The 24,024-nt window shown below is 58.6% G+C and carries 21 protein-coding genes and 2 tRNA genes; 22 read left to right on the plus strand and 1 reads right to left on the minus strand.

The features are described 5' to 3' along the window. The first annotated feature begins 28 nt into the window (after positions 1-28). From grpE to HU743_RS14680, 8 genes are all read left to right on the plus strand, one after another. Entirely contained in the window at positions 29-595 is a 567-nt protein-coding gene (grpE, locus tag HU743_RS14645) for a nucleotide exchange factor GrpE (RefSeq protein ID WP_186649409.1), read from the plus strand. Between the two features lie 102 nt (positions 596-697). Further along, the gene (gene dnaK, locus HU743_RS14650; protein ID WP_039759567.1) at positions 698-2,614 is read left to right on the plus strand and encodes a molecular chaperone DnaK; all 1,917 of its coding nucleotides are present in this window, start codon (positions 698-700) and stop codon (positions 2,612-2,614) included. A 298-nt stretch (positions 2,615-2,912) separates the two neighbouring features. Then, on the plus strand, positions 2,913-4,037 hold the full coding sequence (dnaJ, locus tag HU743_RS14655; protein ID WP_186547350.1) for a molecular chaperone DnaJ: 1,125 nt from the start codon (positions 2,913-2,915) through the stop codon (positions 4,035-4,037). 9 nt (positions 4,038-4,046) lie between these two features. Next, positions 4,047-4,850, plus strand: a complete 804-nt coding sequence (gene dapB / locus HU743_RS14660; protein WP_041477928.1) for a 4-hydroxy-tetrahydrodipicolinate reductase — start codon at positions 4,047-4,049, stop codon at positions 4,848-4,850. Positions 4,851-5,107: 257 nt separating this feature from the next. Then, on the plus strand, positions 5,108-6,244 hold the full coding sequence (carA, locus tag HU743_RS14665) for a glutamine-hydrolyzing carbamoyl-phosphate synthase small subunit (RefSeq protein ID WP_016771765.1): 1,137 nt from the start codon (positions 5,108-5,110) through the stop codon (positions 6,242-6,244). A 124-nt stretch (positions 6,245-6,368) separates the two neighbouring features. After that, positions 6,369-9,590 carry a carbamoyl-phosphate synthase large subunit gene (gene carB, locus HU743_RS14670; protein ID WP_126360072.1) on the plus strand — a complete coding sequence of 1,074 codons (3,222 nt, stop codon included), beginning with the start codon at positions 6,369-6,371 and terminating at the stop codon, positions 9,588-9,590. 2 nt (positions 9,591-9,592) lie between these two features. Beyond that, positions 9,593-10,069, plus strand: coding sequence for a transcription elongation factor GreA (greA, locus tag HU743_RS14675; protein WP_186547382.1), 477 nt, complete (start codon positions 9,593-9,595; stop codon positions 10,067-10,069). A 28-nt stretch (positions 10,070-10,097) separates the two neighbouring features. After that, positions 10,098-10,502 carry an MFS transporter gene (locus tag HU743_RS14680; protein ID WP_186547349.1) on the plus strand — a complete coding sequence of 135 codons (405 nt, stop codon included), beginning with the start codon at positions 10,098-10,100 and terminating at the stop codon, positions 10,500-10,502. A gap of 9 nt (positions 10,503-10,511) precedes the next feature. On the opposite strand, the gene HU743_RS14685 is transcribed toward HU743_RS14680, so the two are convergent. Then, on the minus strand, positions 10,512-10,820 hold the full coding sequence (locus HU743_RS14685) for a YhbY family RNA-binding protein (RefSeq protein WP_186547348.1): 309 nt from the start codon (positions 10,818-10,820) through the stop codon (positions 10,512-10,514). 101 nt (positions 10,821-10,921) lie between these two features. Between HU743_RS14685 and rlmE the strand changes: the two genes are divergently transcribed. From rlmE to rpsO, 14 genes are all read left to right on the plus strand, one after another. Continuing rightward, entirely contained in the window at positions 10,922-11,551 is a 630-nt protein-coding gene (gene rlmE / locus HU743_RS14690) for a 23S rRNA (uridine(2552)-2'-O)-methyltransferase RlmE (RefSeq protein WP_186547347.1), read from the plus strand. 202 nt (positions 11,552-11,753) lie between these two features. Beyond that, entirely contained in the window at positions 11,754-13,661 is a 1,908-nt protein-coding gene (gene ftsH, locus HU743_RS14695) for an ATP-dependent zinc metalloprotease FtsH (protein ID WP_101158080.1), read from the plus strand. An 8-nt stretch (positions 13,662-13,669) separates the two neighbouring features. After that, entirely contained in the window at positions 13,670-14,521 is an 852-nt protein-coding gene (gene folP, locus HU743_RS14700; RefSeq protein ID WP_186649412.1) for a dihydropteroate synthase, read from the plus strand. Between the two features lie 16 nt (positions 14,522-14,537). Further along, positions 14,538-15,875 carry a phosphoglucosamine mutase gene (glmM, locus tag HU743_RS14705; RefSeq protein WP_186547345.1) on the plus strand — a complete coding sequence of 446 codons (1,338 nt, stop codon included), beginning with the start codon at positions 14,538-14,540 and terminating at the stop codon, positions 15,873-15,875. 65 nt (positions 15,876-15,940) lie between these two features. Then, positions 15,941-16,696, plus strand: a complete 756-nt coding sequence (tpiA, locus tag HU743_RS14710; RefSeq protein WP_186547344.1) for a triose-phosphate isomerase — start codon at positions 15,941-15,943, stop codon at positions 16,694-16,696. A 4-nt stretch (positions 16,697-16,700) separates the two neighbouring features. Beyond that, the gene (gene secG, locus HU743_RS14715; protein ID WP_016771756.1) at positions 16,701-17,084 is read left to right on the plus strand and encodes a preprotein translocase subunit SecG; all 384 of its coding nucleotides are present in this window, start codon (positions 16,701-16,703) and stop codon (positions 17,082-17,084) included. A gap of 22 nt (positions 17,085-17,106) precedes the next feature. Continuing rightward, a tRNA-Leu gene (locus HU743_RS14720) sits at positions 17,107-17,192 on the plus strand. Positions 17,193-17,289: 97 nt separating this feature from the next. Next, a tRNA-Met gene (locus HU743_RS14725) sits at positions 17,290-17,366 on the plus strand. 138 nt (positions 17,367-17,504) lie between these two features. Next, positions 17,505-17,963, plus strand: coding sequence for a ribosome maturation factor RimP (gene rimP / locus HU743_RS14730; RefSeq protein WP_186649413.1), 459 nt, complete (start codon positions 17,505-17,507; stop codon positions 17,961-17,963). Positions 17,964-18,010: 47 nt separating this feature from the next. Then, positions 18,011-19,492, plus strand: a complete 1,482-nt coding sequence (nusA, locus tag HU743_RS14735; protein ID WP_024011569.1) for a transcription termination factor NusA — start codon at positions 18,011-18,013, stop codon at positions 19,490-19,492. 27 nt (positions 19,493-19,519) lie between these two features. Then, a complete protein-coding gene (gene infB, locus HU743_RS14740) occupies positions 19,520-22,051 on the plus strand; it encodes a translation initiation factor IF-2 (protein WP_186618637.1) in 2,532 nt (843 codons plus the stop codon). Between the two features lie 159 nt (positions 22,052-22,210). Further along, positions 22,211-22,612: a 30S ribosome-binding factor RbfA gene (rbfA, locus tag HU743_RS14745; protein ID WP_016771753.1), complete on the plus strand. Its 402-nt coding sequence runs from the start codon at positions 22,211-22,213 to the stop codon at positions 22,610-22,612. A gap of 4 nt (positions 22,613-22,616) precedes the next feature. Next, positions 22,617-23,534 carry a tRNA pseudouridine(55) synthase TruB gene (truB, locus tag HU743_RS14750; RefSeq protein WP_024011571.1) on the plus strand — a complete coding sequence of 306 codons (918 nt, stop codon included), beginning with the start codon at positions 22,617-22,619 and terminating at the stop codon, positions 23,532-23,534. Positions 23,535-23,676: 142 nt separating this feature from the next. Continuing rightward, positions 23,677-23,946, plus strand: a complete 270-nt coding sequence (rpsO, locus tag HU743_RS14755; protein ID WP_016771751.1) for a 30S ribosomal protein S15 — start codon at positions 23,677-23,679, stop codon at positions 23,944-23,946. Positions 23,947-24,024 lie beyond the last annotated feature (78 nt).

A 24,024-nucleotide genomic window follows, 5' to 3' on the forward strand; every position in this document is an offset into this window, starting at 1 on the left:
TCGCGGACGAAATTGAAAGGAGAATTCCATGGCTGACGAACAGACAGTAGATACGCAAAACCCAGAAGCCAATCAGGCGCCGGAAGGTTCGGGGGATGACCTGGCGACCCGTGTGCAAGTGCTCGAAGAGCAGTTGGCCGCCGCGCAGGATCAGTCTCTGCGTGTAGCTGCCGATCTGCAGAACGTCCGCCGCCGTGCCGAACAGGATGTCGAGAAGGCGCACAAGTTTGCGCTGGAAAAATTTGCCGGCGACCTGCTGCCGATCGTCGACAGCCTGGAGCGCGGTCTCGAACTGTCGAACCCGGACGATGAAAGCATCCGTCCGATGCGCGAAGGCATCGAGCTGACCCTGAAAATGTTCAACGACACCCTCAAGCGTTATCAGCTTGAAGCGATCGATCCGCATGATGAACCGTTCAACGCCGTTCTCCATCAGGCAATGGCCATGCAGGAAAGCGCTGACGTCGAACCGAACAGCGTCCTGAAAGTGTTCCAGAAGGGCTATCAGCTCAATGGTCGCCTGCTGCGCCCGGCCATGGTCGTGGTCAGCAAGGCCCCTGCGCCAGTTTCGCCTTCGATTGACGAACAGGCTTGAAATTAGCCGCAAGGCCCCCATTTAGAAGTCAAGCGTTTAAGTGCTACCGCAGTTAGCCACCACTGCTGCGGCAACAAAATCCAAAGTTTCGGGAGAGTGAACATGGGCAAAATTATCGGTATCGACCTGGGGACTACCAACTCCTGCGTCTCCGTGCTGGAAAACGGCAAGGCTAAAGTTATTGAGAACGCTGAAGGCGCGCGTACCACGCCGTCGATCATCGCTTACGCCAACGACGGCGAAATTCTGGTAGGTCAGTCGGCCAAGCGTCAGGCTGTGACCAACCCGCACAACACCCTGTACGCAGTAAAGCGTCTGATCGGTCGTCGTTTCGACGAAGAAGTTGTGCAGAAAGACATCCAGATGGTCCCTTACAAGATCGTCAAGGCTGACAACAATGACGCCTGGGTTGAAGTGAACGGCCAGAAAATGGCGCCGCCACAAATCTCGGCTGAAATTCTGAAGAAGATGAAGAAGACCGCCGAAGACTACCTCGGCGAGGCAGTGACCGAAGCGGTGATTACCGTTCCGGCCTACTTCAACGACAGCCAGCGCCAGGCGACCAAAGACGCCGGCCGCATCGCTGGTCTGGACGTAAAACGTATCATCAACGAACCGACCGCAGCCGCGCTGGCTTACGGTATGGACAAGGCCAAGGGCGATCACACCGTGATCGTTTATGACCTGGGTGGCGGTACGTTCGACGTTTCCGTGATCGAAATCGCTGAAGTTGACGGCGAGCACCAGTTCGAAGTGTTGGCCACCAACGGTGACACTTTCCTGGGCGGTGAAGACTTTGACATTCGTCTGATCGACTACCTCGTTGACGAATTCAAGAAAGAAAGCGGCATGAACCTCAAGGGTGACCCGCTGGCCATGCAGCGCCTGAAAGAAGCCGCTGAGAAAGCCAAGATCGAGCTGTCGTCCGCTCAGTCGACCGACGTCAACCTGCCGTACATCACTGCAGATGCCACCGGTCCCAAGCACCTGAACGTGAAGATCTCGCGTGCCAAGCTCGAAGCACTGGTTGAAGACCTGGTTCAGCGCACCATCGAGCCTTGCCGCATCGCCATGAAAGACGCCGGTATCGACGTTGGCGCGATCAACGACGTGATTCTGGTCGGTGGTCAGACCCGTATGCCACTGGTGCAGAAGCTGGTGACCGATTTCTTCGGTAAAGAAGCACGTAAAGACGTCAACCCTGACGAAGCCGTTGCCATGGGTGCCGCGATTCAGGGCGCTGTTCTGGCCGGTGATGTGAAAGACGTTCTGCTGCTCGACGTCAGCCCGCTGACCCTGGGTATCGAAACCATGGGTGGCGTGATGACCGCGCTGATCGAGAAAAACACCACGATTCCTACCAAGAAATCGCAAGTGTTCTCGACTGCCGACGACAACCAGGGCGCTGTGACCATTCACGTTCTGCAGGGCGAGCGCAAGCAAGCCGCACAGAACAAATCGCTGGGCAAGTTCGACCTGGCCGACATTCCACCTGCTCCACGTGGTGTGCCGCAGATCGAAGTTACCTTCGACATCGACGCCAACGGCATTCTGCACGTCGGCGCGAAAGACAAGGCGACCGGCAAGACTCAGTCGATCGTGATCAAGGCCAACTCCGGTCTGTCCGACGAGGAAATCGAGCGCATGGTGCGTGACGCCGAAGCTAACGCTGAGGAAGACCGCAAGTTCGAAGAGCTGGCCGCTGCCCGCAATCAGGGTGACGCGCTGGTTCACTCGACTCGCAAAATGGTCGCTGACGCCGGTGACAAGGTCACTGCCGAAGAGAAGACTGCCATCGAAGCTGCAGTGGTTGCCCTGGAAGCCGCCGTCAAAGGCGACGACAAGGCTGCCATCGAAGCCAAGGTTGAAGAGCTGTCGAAAGTCTCTGCTCCGGTTGCTCAGAAGATGTACGCCGAACAGGCTCAGCCAGCTGATGGCGCGGCCCCGCAAGGCGAATCGGCTGAGAAGGCTGACGACGTTGTCGATGCCGAGTTCGAAGAAGTCAAAGACCACAAGTAAGTTGTTGGTCGCCCGGTTGACTGCCTTGCGGCGGTGACTGGTAGGATGTCGCCGCGCGGGAGCTTGCCTCCCGCGTTGGCGTATCTGGAATACGCGAATTTTTACAGCATGCGACAACGCTCGCTTGCTGGCGGTATGGCTGAAAATGCTCCTGCTTTTCTCGCCGCAGATACCGCATCAATCAAGACCAGGATCGTTGAATTGACGTGAGTTGGGTCCGGGCCTTAATGGGGGCTCAACGAGTTTGGCGAGGCTCAGGAGAGGTTTGCCGAACGTCCTTAAGGGTGCAAAGAAACTTATGGCAAAGCGTGACTATTACGAAGTATTGGGTGTCGAGCGGGGCACGAGCGAAGCGGACCTGAAGAAGGCCTATCGCCGCCTGGCAATGAAGCACCACCCCGACCGTAATCCGGGCGACAAAGCTTCGGAAGAGGCATTCAAAGAGGCCAACGAGGCCTATGAAGTGTTGTCCGATGCCAGCAAGCGCGCGGCATACGACCAATATGGTCATGCCGGCGTCGACCCGAGCATGGGCGGCGGCGGTGCCGGTTTTGGCGGGCAGAACTTCTCCGACATCTTTGGCGACGTCTTCAGTGACTTCTTCGGCGGCGGTCGCGGCGGTTCCCGTGGCGGCGCCCAGCGTGGCAGCGATTTGCGCTACACCCTGGAGCTGAATCTGGAAGAAGCGGTGCGCGGTACTACCGTGAACATCCGTGTTCCGACGCTGGTCAATTGCAAGCCGTGCGATGGTTCGGGCGCCAAGAAAGGTTCGTCGCCTTCGACCTGCCCGACCTGCGGCGGTATCGGCCAGGTGCGCATGCAGCAGGGCTTCTTCTCGGTGCAGCAGACCTGCCCGCGCTGCCATGGCCAGGGCAAGATCATTTCTGATCCGTGCGACTCCTGCCACGGCGACGGTCGCGTCGAAGAATACAAAACCCTTTCGGTCAAAGTGCCGGCTGGCGTCGACACCGGCGACCGCATTCGTCTGTCCGGCGAAGGCGAAGCGGGTACCCAGGGCGGGCCGACTGGCGACCTGTACGTTGTCATCAATGTACGCGAGCACGACATCTTCCAGCGTGACGGCAAGCATCTGTTCTGCGAAGTGCCGATCAGCTTCGTCGATGCGGCGCTGGGCGGCGAGCTGGAAATTCCTACCCTCGACGGTCGCGTCAAACTGAAAATCCCTGAAGGTACCCAGACCGGCAAGCAGTTCCGCGTGCGCGGTAAGGGCGTGGCGCCGGTGCGTGGCGGTGGTGCGGGCGACTTGATGTGCCGCGTGGCGGTCGAGACGCCGGTCAATCTGAACCGTCGTCAGCGCGAACTGCTGGAGGAATTCCGCAGCTCCCTGGCCGATGACAACAGTCACTCGCCGAAAACCACCGGTTGGTTTGACGGTGTGAAACGCTTCTTCGGCGATTTGTAAGGAGTCGGCATGCGACGTATTGCAGTGATGGGCGCCGCCGGGCGCATGGGCAAGACCCTGATCGAAGCGGTGCAGCAAACGCCGGGCGCCGGCCTGACCGCTGCGGTGGATCGTCCTGACAGCACGCTGGTCGGTGCGGATGCCGGTGAGCTGGCAGCGCTGGGCCGTATCGGCGTGCCGCTGTCCGGTGATCTGGATCGTGTGGTTGAAGAATTCGACGTACTGATCGACTTCACCCATCCGACCGTGACCCTGAAGAATCTCGCGTTCTGCCGCAAGCACGGCAAGGCGATGATCATCGGCACGACCGGTTTCAGTGTCGAAGAGAAGCAATTGCTGGCCGACGCGGGCAAGGACATTCCGATCGTCTTTGCCGCCAACTTCAGCGTTGGCGTCAACCTGTGCCTGAAGTTGCTCGACACTGCTGCACGGGTGCTGGGTGATGATGTCGATATCGAAATCATGGAGGCTCATCACCGCCACAAGGTTGATGCGCCGTCGGGCACGGCGGTACGTATGGGCGAGGTGATTGCCGATGCGCTGGGTCGCGATCTGAAGAAGGTCGCGGTCTACGGTCGCGAAGGACAAACCGGTGCGCGTGAGCGTGAAACCATTGGTTTTGCCACTGTGCGTGCCGGCGACATCGTTGGTGACCACACCGTGCTGTTCGCTGCTGATGGCGAGCGCGTCGAGATCACCCACAAGGCTTCTAGCCGCATGACCTTCGCCAAGGGCGCGGTGCGTGCGGCGCTGTGGCTGGATGGTCGCGAGCCAGGCCTGTATGACATGCAGGACGTGCTCGACCTGCGTTGAGCTGTTGCTGAATCCGGCGCAAACGCCCTGTTTGCGCCGGTTTTTACCGCTTGGCGACGGCCTGTCGCATTCTCCGGCCTTTAAGGCTCTTTAGCGGTGGACCAAAAACGCCCTTTTCTGTAAGCTACAGCTTTAGTGTGTCCACTAAAAGCGCGCAGAATAATTTCAGTGAAGAAGCGGGGTGACGTGTCCATACGTCACTCCGCTTTTTTACAACCTGCGATTGCCCTTTCATGCGTTATTTACGGGAGGTCTTCTTGACTAAGCCAGCCATACTCGCCCTTGCTGATGGCAGCATTTTTCGCGGCGAAGCCATTGGAGCCGACGGTCAGACCGTTGGTGAGGTGGTGTTCAACACCGCAATGACCGGCTATCAGGAAATCCTTACCGATCCTTCCTACGCCCAGCAGATCGTTACCCTGACTTACCCGCACATCGGCAACACCGGCACCACGCCTGAAGACGCCGAGTCTGACCGCGTCTGGTCCGCTGGCCTGGTCATCCGTGACCTGCCGCTGGTTGCGAGCAACTGGCGTAACACGATGTCCTTGTCCGATTACCTGAAAGCCAACAATGTCGTGGCCATCGCCGGTATCGACACCCGTCGCCTGACGCGCATCCTGCGTGAAAAAGGCGCACAGAACGGCTGCATCATGGCCGGTGACAACATCTCCGAAGAAGCGGCGATCGCCGCTGCGCAAGGCTTCCCGGGCCTGAAGGGCATGGACCTGGCGAAAGTCGTCAGCACCAAGACTCAATACGAATGGCGCTCGACTGTCTGGGATCTGAAAACCGACAGCCACGCGACCATCGAAGCTTCCGAGCTGCCTTACCACGTGGTCGCTTACGACTACGGCGTCAAGGTCAACATCCTGCGTATGCTGGTCGAGCGCGGTTGCCGCGTCACCGTGGTACCGGCGCAAACCCCGGCTGCCGACGTGCTGGCGCTCAAGCCGGACGGCGTGTTCCTGTCCAACGGCCCGGGTGACCCTGAGCCATGCGACTACGCGATCCAGGCGATCAAGGAAGTGCTGGAAACCGAAACTCCGGTATTCGGCATCTGCCTCGGCCACCAGTTGCTGGCCCTGGCTTCCGGCGCCAAGACCCTGAAAATGGGCCACGGCCACCACGGTGCCAACCACCCGGTGCAGGATCTGGACACAGGCGTGGTGATGATCACCAGCCAGAACCACGGTTTTGCAGTAGACGAAGCCACCCTGCCAGCCAACGTGCGCGCGATCCACAAATCGCTGTTCGACGGCACCCTGCAAGGTATCGAGCGCACCGACAAGAGCGCGTTCAGCTTCCAGGGCCACCCTGAGGCAAGCCCGGGCCCGAACGATGTTGCGCCACTGTTCGACCGCTTCATCAACGAGATGGCCAAGCGACGCTAAGCGTTCGCCTTGAGACTGTAGAGAGAAGCGCTCGAGGGTGGCCCCGTTAACGGCGGCCCCTTCGGGACTTCAGAAATCGATCAAGACGGCTTGCCGACTGACCTGCGGATTTGAGTGACAACCCATGCCAAAACGTACAGACATTAAAAGCATCCTGATTCTTGGCGCTGGCCCGATCGTGATCGGCCAGGCCTGCGAATTCGACTACTCCGGCGCCCAGGCCTGCAAAGCCCTGCGCGAAGAGGGTTACCGCGTCATCCTGGTGAACTCCAACCCGGCCACCATCATGACCGACCCGGACATGGCCGACGCCACCTACATCGAGCCGATCAAGTGGCAGACCGTGGCCAAGATCATCGAAAAAGAGCGTCCGGACGCCGTGCTGCCAACCATGGGTGGCCAGACTGCGCTGAACTGCGCGCTGGACCTGGAGCGCGAAGGCGTTCTGGAGAAATTCGGCGTAGAGATGATCGGTGCCAACGCCGACACCATCGACAAGGCTGAAGACCGTTCGCGTTTCGACAAGGCGATGAAGTCCATCGGCCTGGCGTGCCCGCGTTCCGGTATCGCCCACAGCATGGAAGAAGCCAACGCGGTCCTCGAGACTCTGGGCTTCCCGTGCATCATTCGTCCGTCCTTCACCATGGGCGGCACCGGTGGCGGTATTGCGTACAACCGTGAAGAGTTCGAAGAAATCTGCGCCCGTGGTCTGGATCTGTCGCCGACCAAAGAGCTTCTGATCGACGAATCGCTGATCGGCTGGAAAGAATATGAAATGGAAGTTGTCCGCGACAAAAAGGACAACTGCATCATCGTCTGCTCGATCGAAAACTTCGACCCGATGGGCGTGCACACCGGTGACTCGATCACCGTTGCGCCGGCGCAGACCCTGACCGACAAGGAATATCAGATCCTGCGTAACGCCTCCCTGGCGGTACTGCGCGAGATCGGCGTCGAAACCGGCGGTTCCAACGTGCAGTTCGGTATCTGCCCGAACACTGGCCGTATGGTCGTGATCGAAATGAACCCGCGCGTTTCGCGTTCGTCGGCACTGGCCTCGAAAGCCACCGGTTTCCCGATCGCCAAGGTCGCGGCCAAACTGGCTGTGGGTTATACCCTCGACGAGCTGTCGAACGACATCACCGGCGGCAAGACCCCGGCGTCCTTCGAGCCGTCGATCGACTATGTCGTCACCAAGCTGCCACGCTTTGCCTTCGAGAAATTCGCCAAGGCTGACGCGCGTCTGACCACGCAAATGAAATCAGTGGGCGAAGTCATGGCCATCGGCCGGACCTTCCAGGAATCCCTGCAGAAAGCCCTGCGTGGTCTGGAAGTCGGCGTTTGCGGTCTCGACGAGAAGCTCGATCTGAGCAATCCGGAAAGCATGAGCGTGCTCAAGCGCGAGCTGACCGTACCGGGCGCCGAGCGTATCTGGTACGTGGCGGACGCCTTCCGCGCCGGTCTGTCGGTCGAAGACATTTTCGGCATGAACATGATCGATCCGTGGTTCCTGGTGCAGATCGAAGACCTGATCAAGGAAGAAGAGAAGGTCAAGACCCTCGGTCTGTCCTCGATCGATCGTGACCTGATGTTCAAGCTCAAGCGCAAAGGCTTCTCCGATCAGCGTCTGGCCAAGCTGCTGGGTGTGACCGAGAAGAATCTGCGCACGCACCGTCAGAAACTCGAAGTGTTCCCGGTCTACAAGCGCGTTGACACCTGCGCCGCCGAGTTCGCCACCGACACCGCTTACCTCTACTCGACCTACGAGGAAGAGTGCGAAGCCGCGCCGTCGGGTCGCGACAAGATCATGATTCTGGGTGGCGGTCCGAACCGTATCGGTCAGGGCATCGAGTTCGACTACTGCTGCGTTCACGCGGCGCTCGCTCTGCGCGAAGATGGCTACGAAACCATCATGGTCAACTGCAACCCGGAAACCGTTTCCACCGACTACGACACTTCCGACCGTCTGTACTTCGAGCCGGTAACCCTGGAAGACGTACTGGAAATCTGCCGCGTCGAGAAGCCGAAAGGCGTGATCGTCCAGTACGGCGGTCAGACTCCGCTGAAACTGGCTCGCGCCCTGGAAGCGGCCGGCGTACCGATCATCGGCACCAGCCCGGACGCCATCGACCGCGCTGAAGACCGTGAGCGTTTCCAGCAAATGGTCGAGCGCCTGAATCTGCGTCAGCCGCCAAACGCCACCGTGCGCAGCGAAGACGAAGCGGTTCGCGCTGCAGCGAAAATCGGTTATCCGCTGGTGGTGCGTCCGTCCTACGTACTGGGCGGCCGCGCGATGGAAATCGTGTACAAGGAAGACGAGCTCAAGCGTTACCTGCGTGACGCGGTGCAAGTGTCCAACGACAGCCCGGTGCTGCTCGACCACTTCCTCAACTGCGCCATCGAAATGGACGTGGATGCGGTGTGCGACGGCAAAGACGTGGTAATCGGCGCGATCATGCAGCACATCGAACAGGCCGGTGTTCACTCCGGTGACTCCGCATGCTCGCTGCCGCCGTACTCGCTGCCAGCGCACATCCAGGACGAGATGCGCGAACAGGTCAAGAAAATGGCCCTTGAACTGGGCGTTGTCGGCCTGATGAACGTGCAGCTGGCTTTGCAGGGCGAAGACATCTACGTCATCGAAGTCAACCCGCGCGCTTCGCGTACCGTGCCGTTCGTGTCCAAGTGCATCGGCGTGTCCCTGGCCATGATCGCTGCTCGCGTGATGGCCGGTAAGACCTTGAAAGAAATCGGTTTCACCAAAGAAATCATCCCGAACTTCTACAGCGTGAAAGAGGCGGTGTTCCCGTTCGCCAAATTCCCTGGCGTTGACCCGATCCTCGGCCCAGAGATGAAGTCGACCGGTGAAGTGATGGGCGTCGGCGACACCTTCGGTGAGGCATTTGCCAAAGCCCAGATGGGCGCCAGCGAAGTGCTGCCGACCGGCGGTACCGCGTTCATCAGCGTGCGCGACGACGACAAGCCACTGGTTGCAGGCGTGGCCCGTGATCTGATCAACTTGGGTTTCGAAGTGGTCGCCACTGCCGGCACTGCCAAGCTGATCGAAGCGGCAGGCCTGAAAGTGCGCCGCGTGAACAAGGTGACCGAGGGTCGTCCGCACGTGGTCGACATGATCAAGAATGACGAAGTCACGCTGATCATCAACACCACCGAAGGTCGTCAGTCGATCGCCGATTCGTATTCCATTCGTCGTAACGCCCTGCAGCACAAGATTTACTGCACCACGACCATTGCTGCGGGCGAAGCGATCTGCGAAGCGCTGAAGTTCGGTCCGGAAAAGACCGTGCGCCGCTTGCAGGATCTACACGCAGGATTGAAGGCATGAGCATAACCAAGTACCCGATGACTGTTCAGGGCGCCAAAGCCCTTGAAGAAGAACATGCTCACCTGACCAAGGTCGTTCGTCCGAAGCTCAGCCAGGACATTGGTACGGCCCGCGAGTTGGGTGACTTGAAAGAAAACGCTGAATACCATGCTGCGCGCGAACAGCAAGGCATGGTCGAGGCGCGGATTCGTGACATCGAAGGCCGTATGCAGAACGCTGTGATCATCGACGTCACCACCATTCCGCACACCGGCAAAGTGATTTTCGGCACAACCGTTGAAATCGCCAATGTCGAGACGGATGAAAGCGTCACTTACCACATCGTGGGTGAGGATGAGGCTGACTTCAAACTCGGCAAGATTTCTGTCGGTTCGCCGCTGGCCCGCGCCTTGATCGGCAAGGAAGAGGGCGACGTGGTCGCCGTCAAAACGCCAAGCGGCGTGATCGAGTACGAGATTGTCGAAGTTCGTCACATCTGAAAGAAGGCGCCCGCTGCATGCGGGCGCCATGCTTTGGCAGCTGACCCAGATGCTTTGGGTCGGTGGTCTATGGTTGATTCACATCGGTTTGCAGCCGGCGTTGGGCCAGATCGGTCTGGCGCCGCTGTTGATCGACGAAGTTGCCAGCGCATTTGAAGTGCTGGTGGTGGGATTCGCCGCTTTATGCGTGGTCTTTCAGGTTTTGGTGCTGGTACAGGCCGAGGGCCCTGGCAGTCTATGGCGGGATTTTCGCGGGCAAGTGTTGTTGATGGCGTTGTACGCGTGCGCGATGTATATCGCAGTGCGTGTCGGCTGGCCGGATGCGCAGCGCTGGCAGGTGTTCAGTTACCTGGTGCTGGGCTTTTCCGGGCTGGTACTGGTGATGCAGCCGGTGCCGGGATGGAGTGGCAGGGTGCGCGAAGCACACCCCTGACCCGGTTCATCACTTGAAGCGATGAACGTTCGACAGCTGCTTGTTGACGCTGAAGTTCTTGCGGTAAATCAGTGCCATCTTGCCGATGACCTGAACCAGGTCCGCTTTGCCGACCTTGCACAGTTCGGCGATGTGCGCCAGGCGCGACTCGCGGTCGAGGATATTGAGCTTGACCTTGATCAGCTCGTGATCGGCCAAGGCGCGTTCGAGTTCGGCTAGCACACCTTCAGTCAAACCGTTGTCCGCCACCGTCAACACTGGCTTGAGGTGGTGGCCGATGGATTTGTACTGTTTCTTCTGCTCTGGAGTGAGCGGCATAATCTGACCCTTTCGTCTGGATTCTGTAAAATGGCGGCCATTTTACCCGAGGGTTCGTGGATCCGCCCAATTAATCACGACCCTTATCATCGAGGTGCCCAATGGCGCGTTCCAAGACAAGCCTTGGTTGGCTGAAAAGACATGTCAACGATCCTTATGTGAAGCAGGCGCAGAAGGATGGCTACCGCTCGCGTGCGAGTTACAAGCTTCTGGAGATCCAGGAAAAATACAAACTGATCCGTCCGGGCATGAGCGTGGTCGACCTCGGCGCGGCGCCGGGTGGCTGGTCGCAAGTCACCAGCCGGCTGATCGGTGGTCAGGGGCGCTTGATCGCCTCTGACATTCTGGAAATGGACAGCATCCCTGACGTGCATTTCATTCAGGGCGACTTCACTGAGGATGCCGTGCTTGCCGAGATTCTTGAGGCCGTGGGTAATTCACAGGTGGACCTTGTGATTTCCGATATGGCCCCCAATATGAGTGGTACGCCCGAAGTGGACATGCCCAAAGCCATGTTTCTCTGCGAGCTCGCCCTTGATCTGGCGGAGCGGATACTCAAGCCCGGTGGCAATTTCGTTATCAAGATTTTCCAGGGCGAAGGGTTCGATGTTTATCTGAAGGATGCTCGCAAGAAATTCGACAAGATCCAGATGATCAAGCCAGACTCCTCCCGTGGCAGCTCCCGTGAGCAATATATGTTGGCTTGGGGCTACCGCGGCGGTAATGAATAAAACGGGTTTTTTCGGTGGGGCGATAGGTTTTTCATATTTCGCTCTGCCTGCATAAGCGAATATTGTGTAGAAAGTGTTTCACAAAGGGTTACAGACGGCGCCTGCCAGAGTTGTAGGTAATGTAGTAAGTTAGGCCGGTGAATATCATGCGAAGCGCGCGCCAGTAGCGGAGCTTGCTTCAGAGGGTAGTTAATTGAACGATATGGCAAAGAATCTGATCCTGTGGTTGATCATCGCGGCTGTCCTGGTGACGGTGATGAACAACTTCTCCAGCCCTAACGAGCCGCAGACCCTCAACTATTCCGACTTCATCCAGCAGGTCAAGGATGGCAAGGTCGAGCGCGTAGCCGTTGATGGCTATGTGATTACCGGCAAGCGCACCGATGGCGACAGCTTCAAGACCATTCGTCCGGCAATTCAGGACAACGGCTTGATCGGCGACCTGGTCGACAATCATGTAGTGGTTGAGGGCAAGCAGCCTGAGCAGCAAAGCATCTGGACCCAGCTTCTGGTCGCCAGCTTCCCGATCCTGGTGATCATCGCGGTGTTCATGTTCTTCATGCGCCAGATGCAGGGCGGTGCCGGTGGCAAGGGCGGGCCGATGAGTTTCGGCAAGAGCAAGGCGCGCCTGCTTTCCGAAGATCAGGTGAAAACCACCCTGGCTGACGTTGCCGGTTGCGACGAAGCCAAGGAAGAAGTGGGCGAACTGGTTGAATTCCTGCGTGATCCGGGCAAGTTCCAGCGCCTGGGCGGTCGCATTCCGCGCGGCGTGCTGATGGTTGGCCCACCGGGTACCGGTAAAACCTTGCTCGCCAAGGCGATTGCCGGCGAAGCGAAAGTGCCGTTCTTCACCATTTCCGGTTCTGACTTCGTCGAGATGTTCGTCGGTGTCGGTGCCAGCCGTGTCCGTGACATGTTCGAACAGGCCAAGAAGCACGCGCCTTGCATCATCTTCATCGATGAGATCGACGCCGTAGGTCGCCATCGTGGCGCCGGTATGGGCGGCGGTCATGACGAGCGTGAGCAGACTCTCAACCAGTTGCTGGTAGAGATGGACGGCTTCGAAATGAATGACGGCATTATCGTGATTGCTGCGACCAACCGTCCAGACGTACTCGACCCTGCGCTGCTGCGTCCGGGCCGCTTCGACCGTCAGGTGGTGGTGGGCTTGCCGGACATTCGTGGTCGCGAGCAGATTCTCAAAGTGCACATGCGCAAAGTGCCTATGGGTGACGACGTCGCTCCGGCCGTGATCGCACGTGGTACCCCGGGCTTCTCGGGTGCCGACCTGGCCAACCTGGTCAACGAGGCCTCGCTGTTCGCTGCGCGCAGCGGCAAGCGTATTGTCGAGATGAAAGAGTTCGAGCTGGCCAAGGACAAGATCATGATGGGCGCCGAGCGCAAATCCATGGTCATGTCCGAGAAAGAGAAGCAGAACACTGCTTATCACGAAGCCGGTCACGCCATTGTTGGTCGTGTCGTGCCTGAGCATGACCCGGTCTACAAGGTCTCGATCATCCCGCGCGGTCGAGCGCTGGGTGTGACGATGTTCCTGCCGGAAGAGGATCGCTACAGCCTGTCCAAGCGTGCGCTGATCAGTCAGATCTGCTCGCTGTATGGCGGCCGTATCGCTGAGGAAATGACCCTGGGCTTCGACGGGGTTACGACCGGTGCCTCGAACGACATCATGCGCGCAAGTCAGATTGCGCGGAACATGGTCACCAAGTGGGGCCTGTCGGAAAAGCTCGGTCCGCTGATGTACGCCGAAGAAGAGGGTGAAGTGTTCCTCGGTCGCGGCGGTGGTGGTCAGGCTGCCAGCTTCTCCGGTGAGACAGCCAAATTGATCGACTCTGAAGTGCGCAGCATCATTGATCACTGCTACGGCACCGCCAAACAGATCCTCACGGACAACCGTGACAAGCTCGATGCAATGGCTGATGCATTGATGAAGTATGAAACCATTGATGCGGAACAGATTGACGACATCATGGCGGGTCGTACGCCTCGCGAGCCGCGCGACTGGTCAGGTGGCACCGGTACGCCTCCGCCGCCCGTCGTGCAGGACGAGCGTCCGGAGAAACCGATCGGTGGTCCGGCTGCTGACGTTTAAGGCTTGAAATGACTTCTGTACAGTCCCTGACCCGGTTGCCTTGCGGCAACCGGGTTCTTGATTTGGCCCAGACGCATGTCATGGGCATTCTCAATGTCACTCCTGATTCCTTCTCAGATGGTGGCCGCTACAGCCAGCTCGATGCGGCGTTGCGTCATGCCGAAGCGATGGTGCTGGCCGGTGCGACACTGATCGATGTCGGTGGCGAATCGACCCGGCCGGGTGCGCGAGCAGTTTCGCCGCTGGAGGAGCTTGAGCGCGTAGCGCCGATCGTCGAGCTGATCAGTCGCGAGCTGGATGTCATTATCTCGGTCGATACGTCGACCCCTGCCGTCATGCGTGAAAGCGCGCGGCTTGGCGCCGGATTGATCAATGACGTGCGCTCGCTCAGGCGCGATGGCGCACTGGACGCGGCGGCGGCAACCGGGCTGCCGGTCTGTCTTATGCATATGCTGGGTGAGCCTGGCGATATGCAGGACAATCCGCAGTATCAGGATGTCACCCGCGAGGTTGGCGAGTTTCTTGTCGAGCGCATGGCGCAATGTGCGTTGGCGGGTATTCCTGCCGAGCGTATCATCCTCGACCCCGGTTTCGGTTTCGCCAAGACCCTGCAGCACAATCTAAGCTTGTTCAAGCATATGGAAGGTCTTCATGCGCTGGGGCGACCCCTGTTGGTCGGCGTGTCGCGCAAGAGCATGATCGGGCACGCCTTGAATCGTCCCGTGGGCGAGCGACTGTACGGCGGTCTGGCGCTGGCGGCACTGGCATCGGCCAAGGGGGCGCGTATATTGCGCGTCCATGATGTGGCGGAAACGGTAGATGTGGTGCGGATGATCGCGGCCGTGGAATCAGCCGAATAAGAATGATGGAGTACTTATGAGCAAGAAATATTTTGGCACCGACGGCATTCGTGGTCGTGTCGGTGTTTACCCGATTACTCCTGACTTCATGCTCAAGCTCGGCTGGGCGGCGGGCATGGCGTTCCGCAAGATGGGCGCCTGCAAGGTGCTGGTTGGCAAGGACACGCGAATTTCCGGCTACATGTTCGAATCTGCACTCGAGGCAGGTCTGACATCGGCAGGTGCTGACGTGATGCTGCTGGGCCCGATGCCGACACCGGCCATTGCTTATCTGTCGCGTACGTTCCAGGCCGAGGCCGGCATTGTCATCAGTGCCTCGCACAACCCTCATGACGATAACGGCATCAAGTTTTTCTCTGGCAAGGGCACCAAGCTGCCGGATGAGGTCGAGTTGATGATCGAGGAATTGCTCGATGCACCGATGACCGTGGTCGAGTCGAGCAAGATCGGTAAGGTGTCGCGAATCAACGACGCGTCCGGGCGCTATATCGAATTCTGCAAGAGCAGCGTGCCGACCGGTACCAGCTTTTCCGGCCTCAAGATTGTCCTCGACTGCGCCCATGGTGCGACCTATAAGGTGGCGCCCAGTGTTTTCCGCGAGCTGGGTGCGGAAGTTGTCGTGTTGTCGGCACAGCCAAACGGGCTGAATATCAACGACAACTGCGGCTCGACCCATATGGATCAGTTGCAGGCTGCAGTGCTGGCCGAACACGCCGACCTGGGTATCGCGTTCGATGGCGACGGTGATCGGGTCTTGATGGTCGATCACACAGGCGCCATTGTTGATGGTGACGAACTGCTGTTCATTATCGCCCGCGACCTGCATGAGCGCGGAAAGCTGCACGGCGGTGTAGTAGGGACCCTCATGAGTAATCTGGGTCTCGAACTGGCCCTGGCGGATCTTTCGATTCCGTTCATTCGCGCCAACGTCGGCGACCGCTATGTGATTGCCGAATTGCTGGAACGCGACTGGCTGGTCGGTGGTGAGAATTCGGGGCATATCGTTTGCTTCAATCACACGACCACCGGCGATGCGATCATCGCGGCGCTGCAGGTGCTGATGGCGCTGAAGACTCGCAATGAAGGCTTGGCGCAGTCTCGTCAGGCATTGCGCAAATGTCCCCAGGTGCTGATCAATGTGCGTTTCGGTGGTGGCGAAAGCCCGCTGGAGCATCCCGCTGTCAAGGAAGCCAGTGCGCGTGTTACCCAGGCCATGGCGGGGCGCGGTCGAGTGCTCCTGCGTAAGTCCGGAACAGAGCCGCTCGTGCGTGTGATGGTCGAAGGCGAGGACGAAACACAGGTTCGCGGCTACGCCGAGGAACTGGCAAAACTGGTAACTGAAGTTTCTGCCTGATACGGCTTGCCAGCCATGATTGTGTTGGGTAACATCTGCGCCCACTTTGACCGACGAGGTACAGCATGCGTCGCCCTATGGTAGCTGGTAACTGGAAGATGCACGGTACCCGCGCCAGCGTCGCTGAGCTGATCAACGGCCTTCGTCATCTGGCCTTGCCAAGCGGTGTTGATGTCGCGGTATTCCCGCCTTGCTTGCATATCAATCAAGTGATTGATGGCTTGAAAGGCAAGTCGATTTCGGTCGGCGCGCAGAATTCTGCGGTGGAAGCCATGCAAGGCGCATTGACCGGTGAAATTGCGCCGAGTCAATTGGTGGATGCAGGTTGTTCCCTCGTGCTTGTCGGGCACTCCGAACGCCGTCAGATTCTGGGCGAGCGAGACGGAATGCTGAATCGCAAGTTCGCAGCGGCACAGGCATGTGGCTTGATCCCGGTGTTGTGTGTAGGGGAAACCCTTGAGCAGCGCGAAGCCGGGAAAACTCTTGAGGTTGTCGGGCGTCAGCTGGGCAGCATCATCGAGGAGCTGGGTGTCGGTGCCTTTGCCAAGGCAGTCATTGCTTACGAGCCGGTCTGGGCCATTGGTACCGGACTGACTGCAACGCCGCAACAGGCTCAGGATGTGCATAAAGCCATTCGCGAGCAGTTGGCGGCAGAGAATTCTGAAGTCGCACGAGGTGTGCGGCTTCTATACGGCGGCAGCGTGAAGGCGGCCAATGCGGTCGAACTGTTCGGCATGCCGGATATCGATGGGGGGCTCATTGGTGGAGCTTCCCTGAATGCAGATGAGTTCGGTGCGATCTGTCGCGCCGCGGGAAACTGAAAAAATGCTGGAAACAGTCGTAGTCGTTTTTCATCTGCTGGGTGCATTGGGCGTAGTTGCTCTGGTTTTGCTGCAGCAGGGTAAGGGTGCGGACGCTGGCGCGTCTTTCGGAGCAGGTGCTTCAAATACTGTGTTCGGAAGCCAAGGTTCCTCTACCTTTCTTAGTAAGTTTACTGCTATACTTGCCGCCGGTTTCTTCATAACCAGCTTGGGGTTAGGTTACTTTGCTAAAGAGAAAGCTCATCAGCTGACTCAAGCAGGATTGCCAGATCCAGCAGTGTTGGAAGTACCTAAGCAACAACCGGCTTCTGATGATGTCCCGGTGCTTCAAGAGCAAAAGTCGGCTACTCCAGCGACTGACGTACCTCCAGCTCAAGAGCAGAAGTAAGAAGGGTTTCAAACGTAGTTTTGCCGAGGTGGTGGAATTGGTAGACACGCAACCTTGAGGTGGTTGTGCCCATAGGGTGTAGGGGTTCGAGTCCCCTTCTCGGTACCAATTAGTCAGGAGAGCCCGCTGTTGCGGGCTTTCTTGCAGGTGGAAGGTTACATTGACCCTAAAAGGGATCGGTCGTATACTTCCGCCCCAGCTTTGTCGCGGGGTGGAGCAGTCTGGTAGCTCGTCGGGCTCATAACCCGAAGGTCGTCGGTTCAAATCCGGCCCCCGCAACCAGTTTCAGGAGCCCCTTTTAAGGGGCTTTTTGTTAGCTGGACACTTCAACGCCGCTGTTCGACGGCGTTTCAAGGATGGGCGTTATGCCCATTTTTTTATTTTGCAGAGCATGCACATATCATGCACTAGGGGGTTCAGGTGTCGAGCAAGCTAGAAGAGTTGCAGGCCTTGCTGGCCCCGGTGGTCGTGGCCCTGGGCTATGAATGCTGGGGTATCGAGTTTTCGTCTCAGGGTAAACACTCGATGTTGCGCGTTTATATCGATAAAGAGGGTGGCGTGCTGGTGGACGATTGCGCCATTGTCAGCCGTCAGATCAGCAGTGTTCTGGATGTTGAAGACCCGATCACCAGCGAATACACCCTTGAAGTTTCCTCGCCAGGCATGGAGCGCCCACTGTTCACTCTTGAGCAGTTCGCCCAGTTCGTTGGTGAACAAGTGAAGATCAAGCTGCGCTCGCCTTTTGAAGGTCGACGCAACTTTCAGGGCCTTCTGCGCGGTGTAGAAGAGCAGGACGTCGTGGTGCAGGTAGAAGACCACGAGTTCCTGTTGCCGATCGATATGATCGACAAGGCCAACATTATTCCCAGTTTTGACTGAGACGCGGATCCCGCGGATCCAATGGCTTGCGAAAGGCGAGGCGTACGATGAGCAAAGAAGTACTGCTGGTTGTTGAGTCGGTATCCAATGAAAAGGGTGTACCGGCAAGCGTAATTTTTGAAGCGCTGGAGCTGGCTCTGGCCACTGCTACCAAGAAGCGTTTTGAAGACGAAGTTGACCTGCGTGTGGAAATCAACCGCCACACCGGTTCTTACGAAACTTTCCGTCGCTGGACGGTCGTCGAAGAGAATGATCTCGATGATCCGGCCATCGAAACCTGGCCAAGCAAGGTTGCTGAAACGCATCCTGGTGCCAAGGTCGGCGACGTCGTTGAAGAAAAAATCGAATCGATCGAGTTCGGCCGCATTGCTGCACAGACTGCCAAGCAGGTCATTGTGCAAAAAGTGCGTGAAGCCGAGCGCGCACAGGTGGTTGACGCCTATCGCGAGCGTCTGGGAGAAATCATCTCCGGCACCGTGAAGAAAGTCACCCGCGACAACGTGATCGTCGATCTGGGTAACAACGCTGAAGCGTTGCTGGCCCGTGAAGACATCATTTCTCGCGAAACCTTCCGTGTCGGCGTGCGTCTGCGTGCGCTGCTCAAGGAAATCCGCACCGAGAACCGCGGCCCGCAGTTGATCCTGTCGCGTACCGCGCCGGAAATGCTGATCGAGCTGTTCCGTATCGAAGTGCCGGAAATTGCTGAAGGCCTCATCGAGGTCATGGCTGCGTCCCGTGATCCGGGTTCGCGCGCCAAGATCGCCGTTCGCTCCAAGGACAAGCGCATCGATCCACAAGGTGCCTGCATCGGTATGCGCGGTTCGCGCGTCCAGGCAGTATCGGGTGAATTGGGCGGTGAACGTGTTGATATCGTGCTGTGGGACGACAACCCGGCGCAGTTCGTGATCAACGCCATGTCCCCGGCCGAGGTTGCGGCAATTATTGTTGACGAAGATGCCCATGCCATGGACATCGCCGTTGGCGCAGACAATCTGGCTCAGGCCATCGGTCGCGGTGGTCAGAACGTACGTCTGGCCAGCCAATTGACTGGCTGGACCCTGAACGTGATGACCGAATCGGACATCCAGGCTAAGCAGCAAGCGGAAACCGGCGACATCCTGCGCAACTTCATCGACGAGCTGGAAGTCGACGAAGAACTGGCTCAGGTGCTGGTTGACGAAGGCTTCACCAGCCTGGAAGAGATTGCCTACGTACCGGTGGAAGAAATGCTCAACATCGACGGCTTTGACGAGGACATCGTCAACGAGCTTCGCGCTCGCGCCAAGGATCGTTTGTTGACCAAAGCCATCGCTACTGAGGAAAAGCTGGCAGACGCCCATCCGGCCGAAGACCTGCTCTCGCTTGAGGGTATGGACAAGGATTTGGCGATGGAACTGGCGGTGCGCGGCGTAATTACCCGCGAAGACCTGGCCGAGCAGTCTATTGACGACCTGCTCGACATCGACGGCATTGACGATGATCGTGCCGGCAAGTTGATCATGGCCGCCCGAGCCCACTGGTTCGAGTAATTAGGCGCGGCCTGAGGAGAGAAGTGCATGACGCAAGTCACGGTGAAACAACTGGCCGATGAGGTCAAAACACCGGTAGAGCGCCTGTTGCAGCAGATGCGTGAGGCAGGTCTGCCGCACACCGCCGCCGACGAAAATGTGACTGACAGTGAGAAGCAATCCCTGCTGACTCACTTGAAGAGCAGTCACAAGGCGAAAGTGGAAGAACCACGCAAGATCACGCTGCAGCGTAAAACCACCAGCACCCTGCGTGTGGCTGGTAGCAAGAGCATCAGCGTTGAAGTTCGCAAGAAGAAAGTTTTCGTACAGCGCAGCCCGGAAGAAATCGAGGCCGAGCGCAAGCGTGAACTGGATGAGCGTCGCGCAGTAGAAAATGCTGCCCGTCAGAAGGCTGAAGAAGAAGCCAAGCAACGCGCCGAAGAAGAAGCGCGTCGCCAGCCTGCTGCCGCGCAGAACGCTGCCAGCAACGCCGTTTCGGCGCCGGCTGCCGCAGCCGAGCCTGTTCGCGAAAGCGCACCGGTGGTTGCCGCTGCTCCAGCGCCGTCGGCTGACGTTCGCAACAAGCAGAACGAACAGCGCCGTCCGGACAAGCCACGTGCCGACGATAACAATCGTCGCAGCGGTGGCGGCGATGGCGAGCGCAAAAACGCTCCGCATCGTGCATCGGTCAAAGAAAAAGCCCCGGCGCCACGTGTGGCACCTCGGACCACCGACGAAGAAAGCGATGGCTTCCGTCGTGGTGGTCGCGGCAAGGCCAAGCTGAAGAAGCGCAACGCCCACGGTTTCCAGAGCCCGACCGGCCCTGTCGTGCGTGACGTGCAGATCGGTGAGACCATCACCGTTGGCGATCTCGCCAACCAGATGTCGGTCAAGGCTGCTGAAATCATCAAGTTCATGTTCAAACTGGGTACCCCAGCGACCATCAACCAGGTGCTTGATCAGGAAACTGCTCAACTGGTAGCCGAAGAACTGGGCCACAAAGTGACCCTGGTCAGCGACACCGCCCTGGAAGATTCCCTGGCCGAGTCCCTGAAGTTTGAAGGTGAGTCGTTCTCCCGTGCTCCAGTCGTGACCGTAATGGGCCACGTTGACCACGGTAAGACTTCCCTGCTCGACTACATTCGTCGCGCCAAGGTAGCGGCTGGCGAAGCCGGCGGTATCACCCAGCACATCGGTGCTTACCACGTTGAGACTGATCGCGGCATGGTCACTTTCCTCGACACCCCGGGTCACGCTGCGTTTACCGCAATGCGTGCCCGTGGTGCCAAGGCGACCGACATCGTGATCCTTGTGGTTGCAGCGGACGACGGCGTGATGCCACAAACCATCGAAGCGGTTCAGCATGCGCAGGCTGCTGGCGTGCCTCTGGTGGTAGCGGTGAACAAGATCGACAAGCCGGGCGCCGATCTCGATCGCATCCGCAGCGAACTGTCGGTTCACGGCGTGACTTCCGAAGAGTGGGGTGGCGACACACCATTCGTTCCGGTTTCGGCGAAGATGGGTACTGGCGTTGACGAGCTGCTTGAAGCCGTTCTGCTGCAAGCCGAAGTTCTCGAACTGAAGGCAACCCCGTCGGCTCCTGGCCGTGGTGTTGTGGTTGAATCGCGTCTCGACAAGGGCCGTGGCCCGGTTGCGACCGTGCTGGTTCAAGACGGTACCCTGCGCCAAGGCGACATGGTTCTGGTCGGTTCGAACTATGGCCGCGTGCGTGCCATGCTCGACGAGAACGGCAAGCCAATCAAGGAAGCCGGTCCTTCCATCCCTGTCGAGATTCTCGGCCTGGACGGTACGCCGGACGCTGGCGACGAGATGAGCGTGGTTGCCGACGAGAAGAAAGCCCGTGAAGTGGCTCTGTTCCGTCAAGGCAAGTTCCGCGAAGTCAAACTGGCTCGCGCTCACGCCGGCAAGCTGGAAAACATCTTCGAAAACATGGGTCAGGCCGAGAAGAAGACGCTTAACATCGTCCTCAAATCCGACGTCCGTGGTTCGCTGGAAGCGTTGAACGGTGCCTTGAATGGCCTGGGCAACGACGAAGTACAAGTGCGCGTAGTGGGTGGCGGTGTCGGTGGTATCACCGAGTCCGACGCCAACCTGGCACTGGCTTCCAACGCTGTACTGTTCGGCTTCAACGTGCGTGCCGATGCCGGCGCTCGCAAGATCGTCGAGCAGGAAGGTCTGGATATGCGTTACTACAACGTGATCTACGACATCATCGAAGACGTCAAGAAAGCCCTGACCGGCATGCTCGGCAGCGATGTTCGCGAGAACATCCTGGGTGTGGCCGAAGTGCGCGACGTGTTCCGTTCGCCGAAGTTTGGCGCGATCGCCGGTTGCATGGTGATCGAAGGTGTTGTGCACCGTAACCGTCCGATCCGTGTACTGCGTGAAGACATCGTTATCTTCGAAGGCGAGCTGGAATCCCTGCGCCGCTTCAAGGATGACGCTTCCGAAGTCCGTGCCGGCATGGAATGCGGTATCGGCGTGAAGAGCTACAACGACGTCAAAGTCGGCGACAAGATCGAAGTCTTCGAGAAGGTTCAGGTTGCTCGCAGCCTCTGACTCGCGCACTTCAAGGGCCACGATGGGCCGTAGCATGCAAATGCACGGCACAGCGTCCGGACTCTAAACGCAACGCCCGGTCTGGCTTTTGTCAGGCCGGGCGTTTGCCGCTTTCAGACCTTGCGGATCTCACCGCTGGGCAGTAACAGGTAACAAATCATGGCAAAAGAATACAGCCGTACCCAACGTATCGGCGATCAGATGCAGCGCGAGCTGGCTCAACTGATCCGTCGCGAAGTCAAGGATCCGCGCGTCGGCCTCGTCACCATTACCGCTGTGGAAGTGTCCCGTGACGTCGGTCACGCGAAAATTTTCATCACCGTGATGGGCCAGGACAACGCTGAAGACATCGCGCAAAGCATCAAGGTGCTGAATGCCGCCGCAGGTTTCCTGCGCATGCAACTGGCCCGTGAAATGAAGCTGCGCAGCGTGCCGCAATTGCACTTCCACTACGACGAGTCCGTCGTGCGTGGCGCGCACCTGTCGGCATTGATCGAGCGTGCCGTGGCTGAAGACAATCAGCACGTTGCCGCTCCTGCACCTGAAGACACCAAGGAGTAATTCGGTGGCTCAGGTCAAACGTATCCGTCGTAACGTCAGCGGCATCATCCTGCTGGACAAGCCGTTGGGGTTCACCTCCAACGCCGCCTTGCAGAAGGTGCGCTGGCTGCTCAATGCCGAGAAGGCCGGGCACACCGGCAGCCTCGACCCGCTGGCCACCGGCGTGCTGCCGTTGTGCTTTGGCGAGGCGACCAAGTTCTCGCAATACCTGCTCGATTCCGACAAGGGCTACGAGACTCTTGCGCAATTGGGCAAGACCACCACCACGGCCGATGCCGAAGGTGAAGTTTTGCAGGAGCGTCCGGTGACCGTTGGTCGCGCCGATGTCGAAGCGGTGCTGCCGAAATTTCGCGGGCAAATCAGTCAGATACCGCCGATGTACTCGGCGCTCAAGCGTGATGGCCAGCCGTTGTACAAACTGGCACGTGCAGGCGAAGTAGTGGAGCGCGAACCGCGTTCTGTTACTATTGCGCGCTTGGAATTGCTGGCCTTCGAAGGCGATACTGCGCGACTTGCGGTGGACTGCAGCAAGGGCACCTATATTCGCACCCTGGTGGAGGATATCGGTGAGCAACTCGGTTGTGGTGCGTACGTCGCAGAACTGCGTCGGACCCAGGCCGGGCCTTTTACCCTGGCGCAAACCGTGACCCTCGAAGAGCTGGAAGCGGTACATGCCGAAGGCGGCAACGAAGCGGTCGATCGCTTCCTGATGCCATCGGACAGCGGCCTGCAGGATTGGCCGTTACTGCACTTCTCCGAAGCGAGCGCGTTCTACTGGCTCAACGGCCAGCCGGTGCGTGCCCCGGATGCGCCGAAGTTCGGCATGGTGCGGGTACAGGATCACAATGGTCGCTTCATCGGTATCGGTGAAGTGAGCGAAGACGGGCGCATCGCGCCGCGTCGCTTGATTCGGTCAGAATGACCGGAACCGGTCTGCGTAAGCGGGCCGGCGAGTGTGGCTGTTAACAGGCATGGTCACTACTCATTTATAGATACAGGGATTTGTCCCTGGCCTGTTGAAGCTGTTTCCCTGAAACAGTTTCCTGATAAGGAAGGATTGCCTCATGGCTCTCGACGTTCAAGAAAAAGCTCAAATCGTTGCTGACTACCAGCAAGCTGTTGGTGACACTGGTTCGCCAGAAGTGCAGGTTGCACTGCTGACCGCCAACATCAACAAACTGCAAGGTCACTTCAAGGCCAACGGTAAAGATCACCACTCCCGTCGTGGTCTGATCCGCATGGTAAACCAGCGTCGCAAGCTGCTGGACTACCTGAAAGGCAAGGACGTGAGCCGTTACGCTGCTCTGATCGCTCGCCTGGGTCTGCGTCGCTAATCAGCGATTGCGCTATGAGGTTGGTTGTCTGCCAGACGTCAGCGGTTTTCCGCTGGCGCCTTGCAGGCTCCCAGCCTC

Source organism: Pseudomonas sp. SWRI99 (assembly GCF_014270125.1).
GTDB lineage: Bacteria > Pseudomonadota > Gammaproteobacteria > Pseudomonadales > Pseudomonadaceae > Aquipseudomonas > Aquipseudomonas hamedanensis.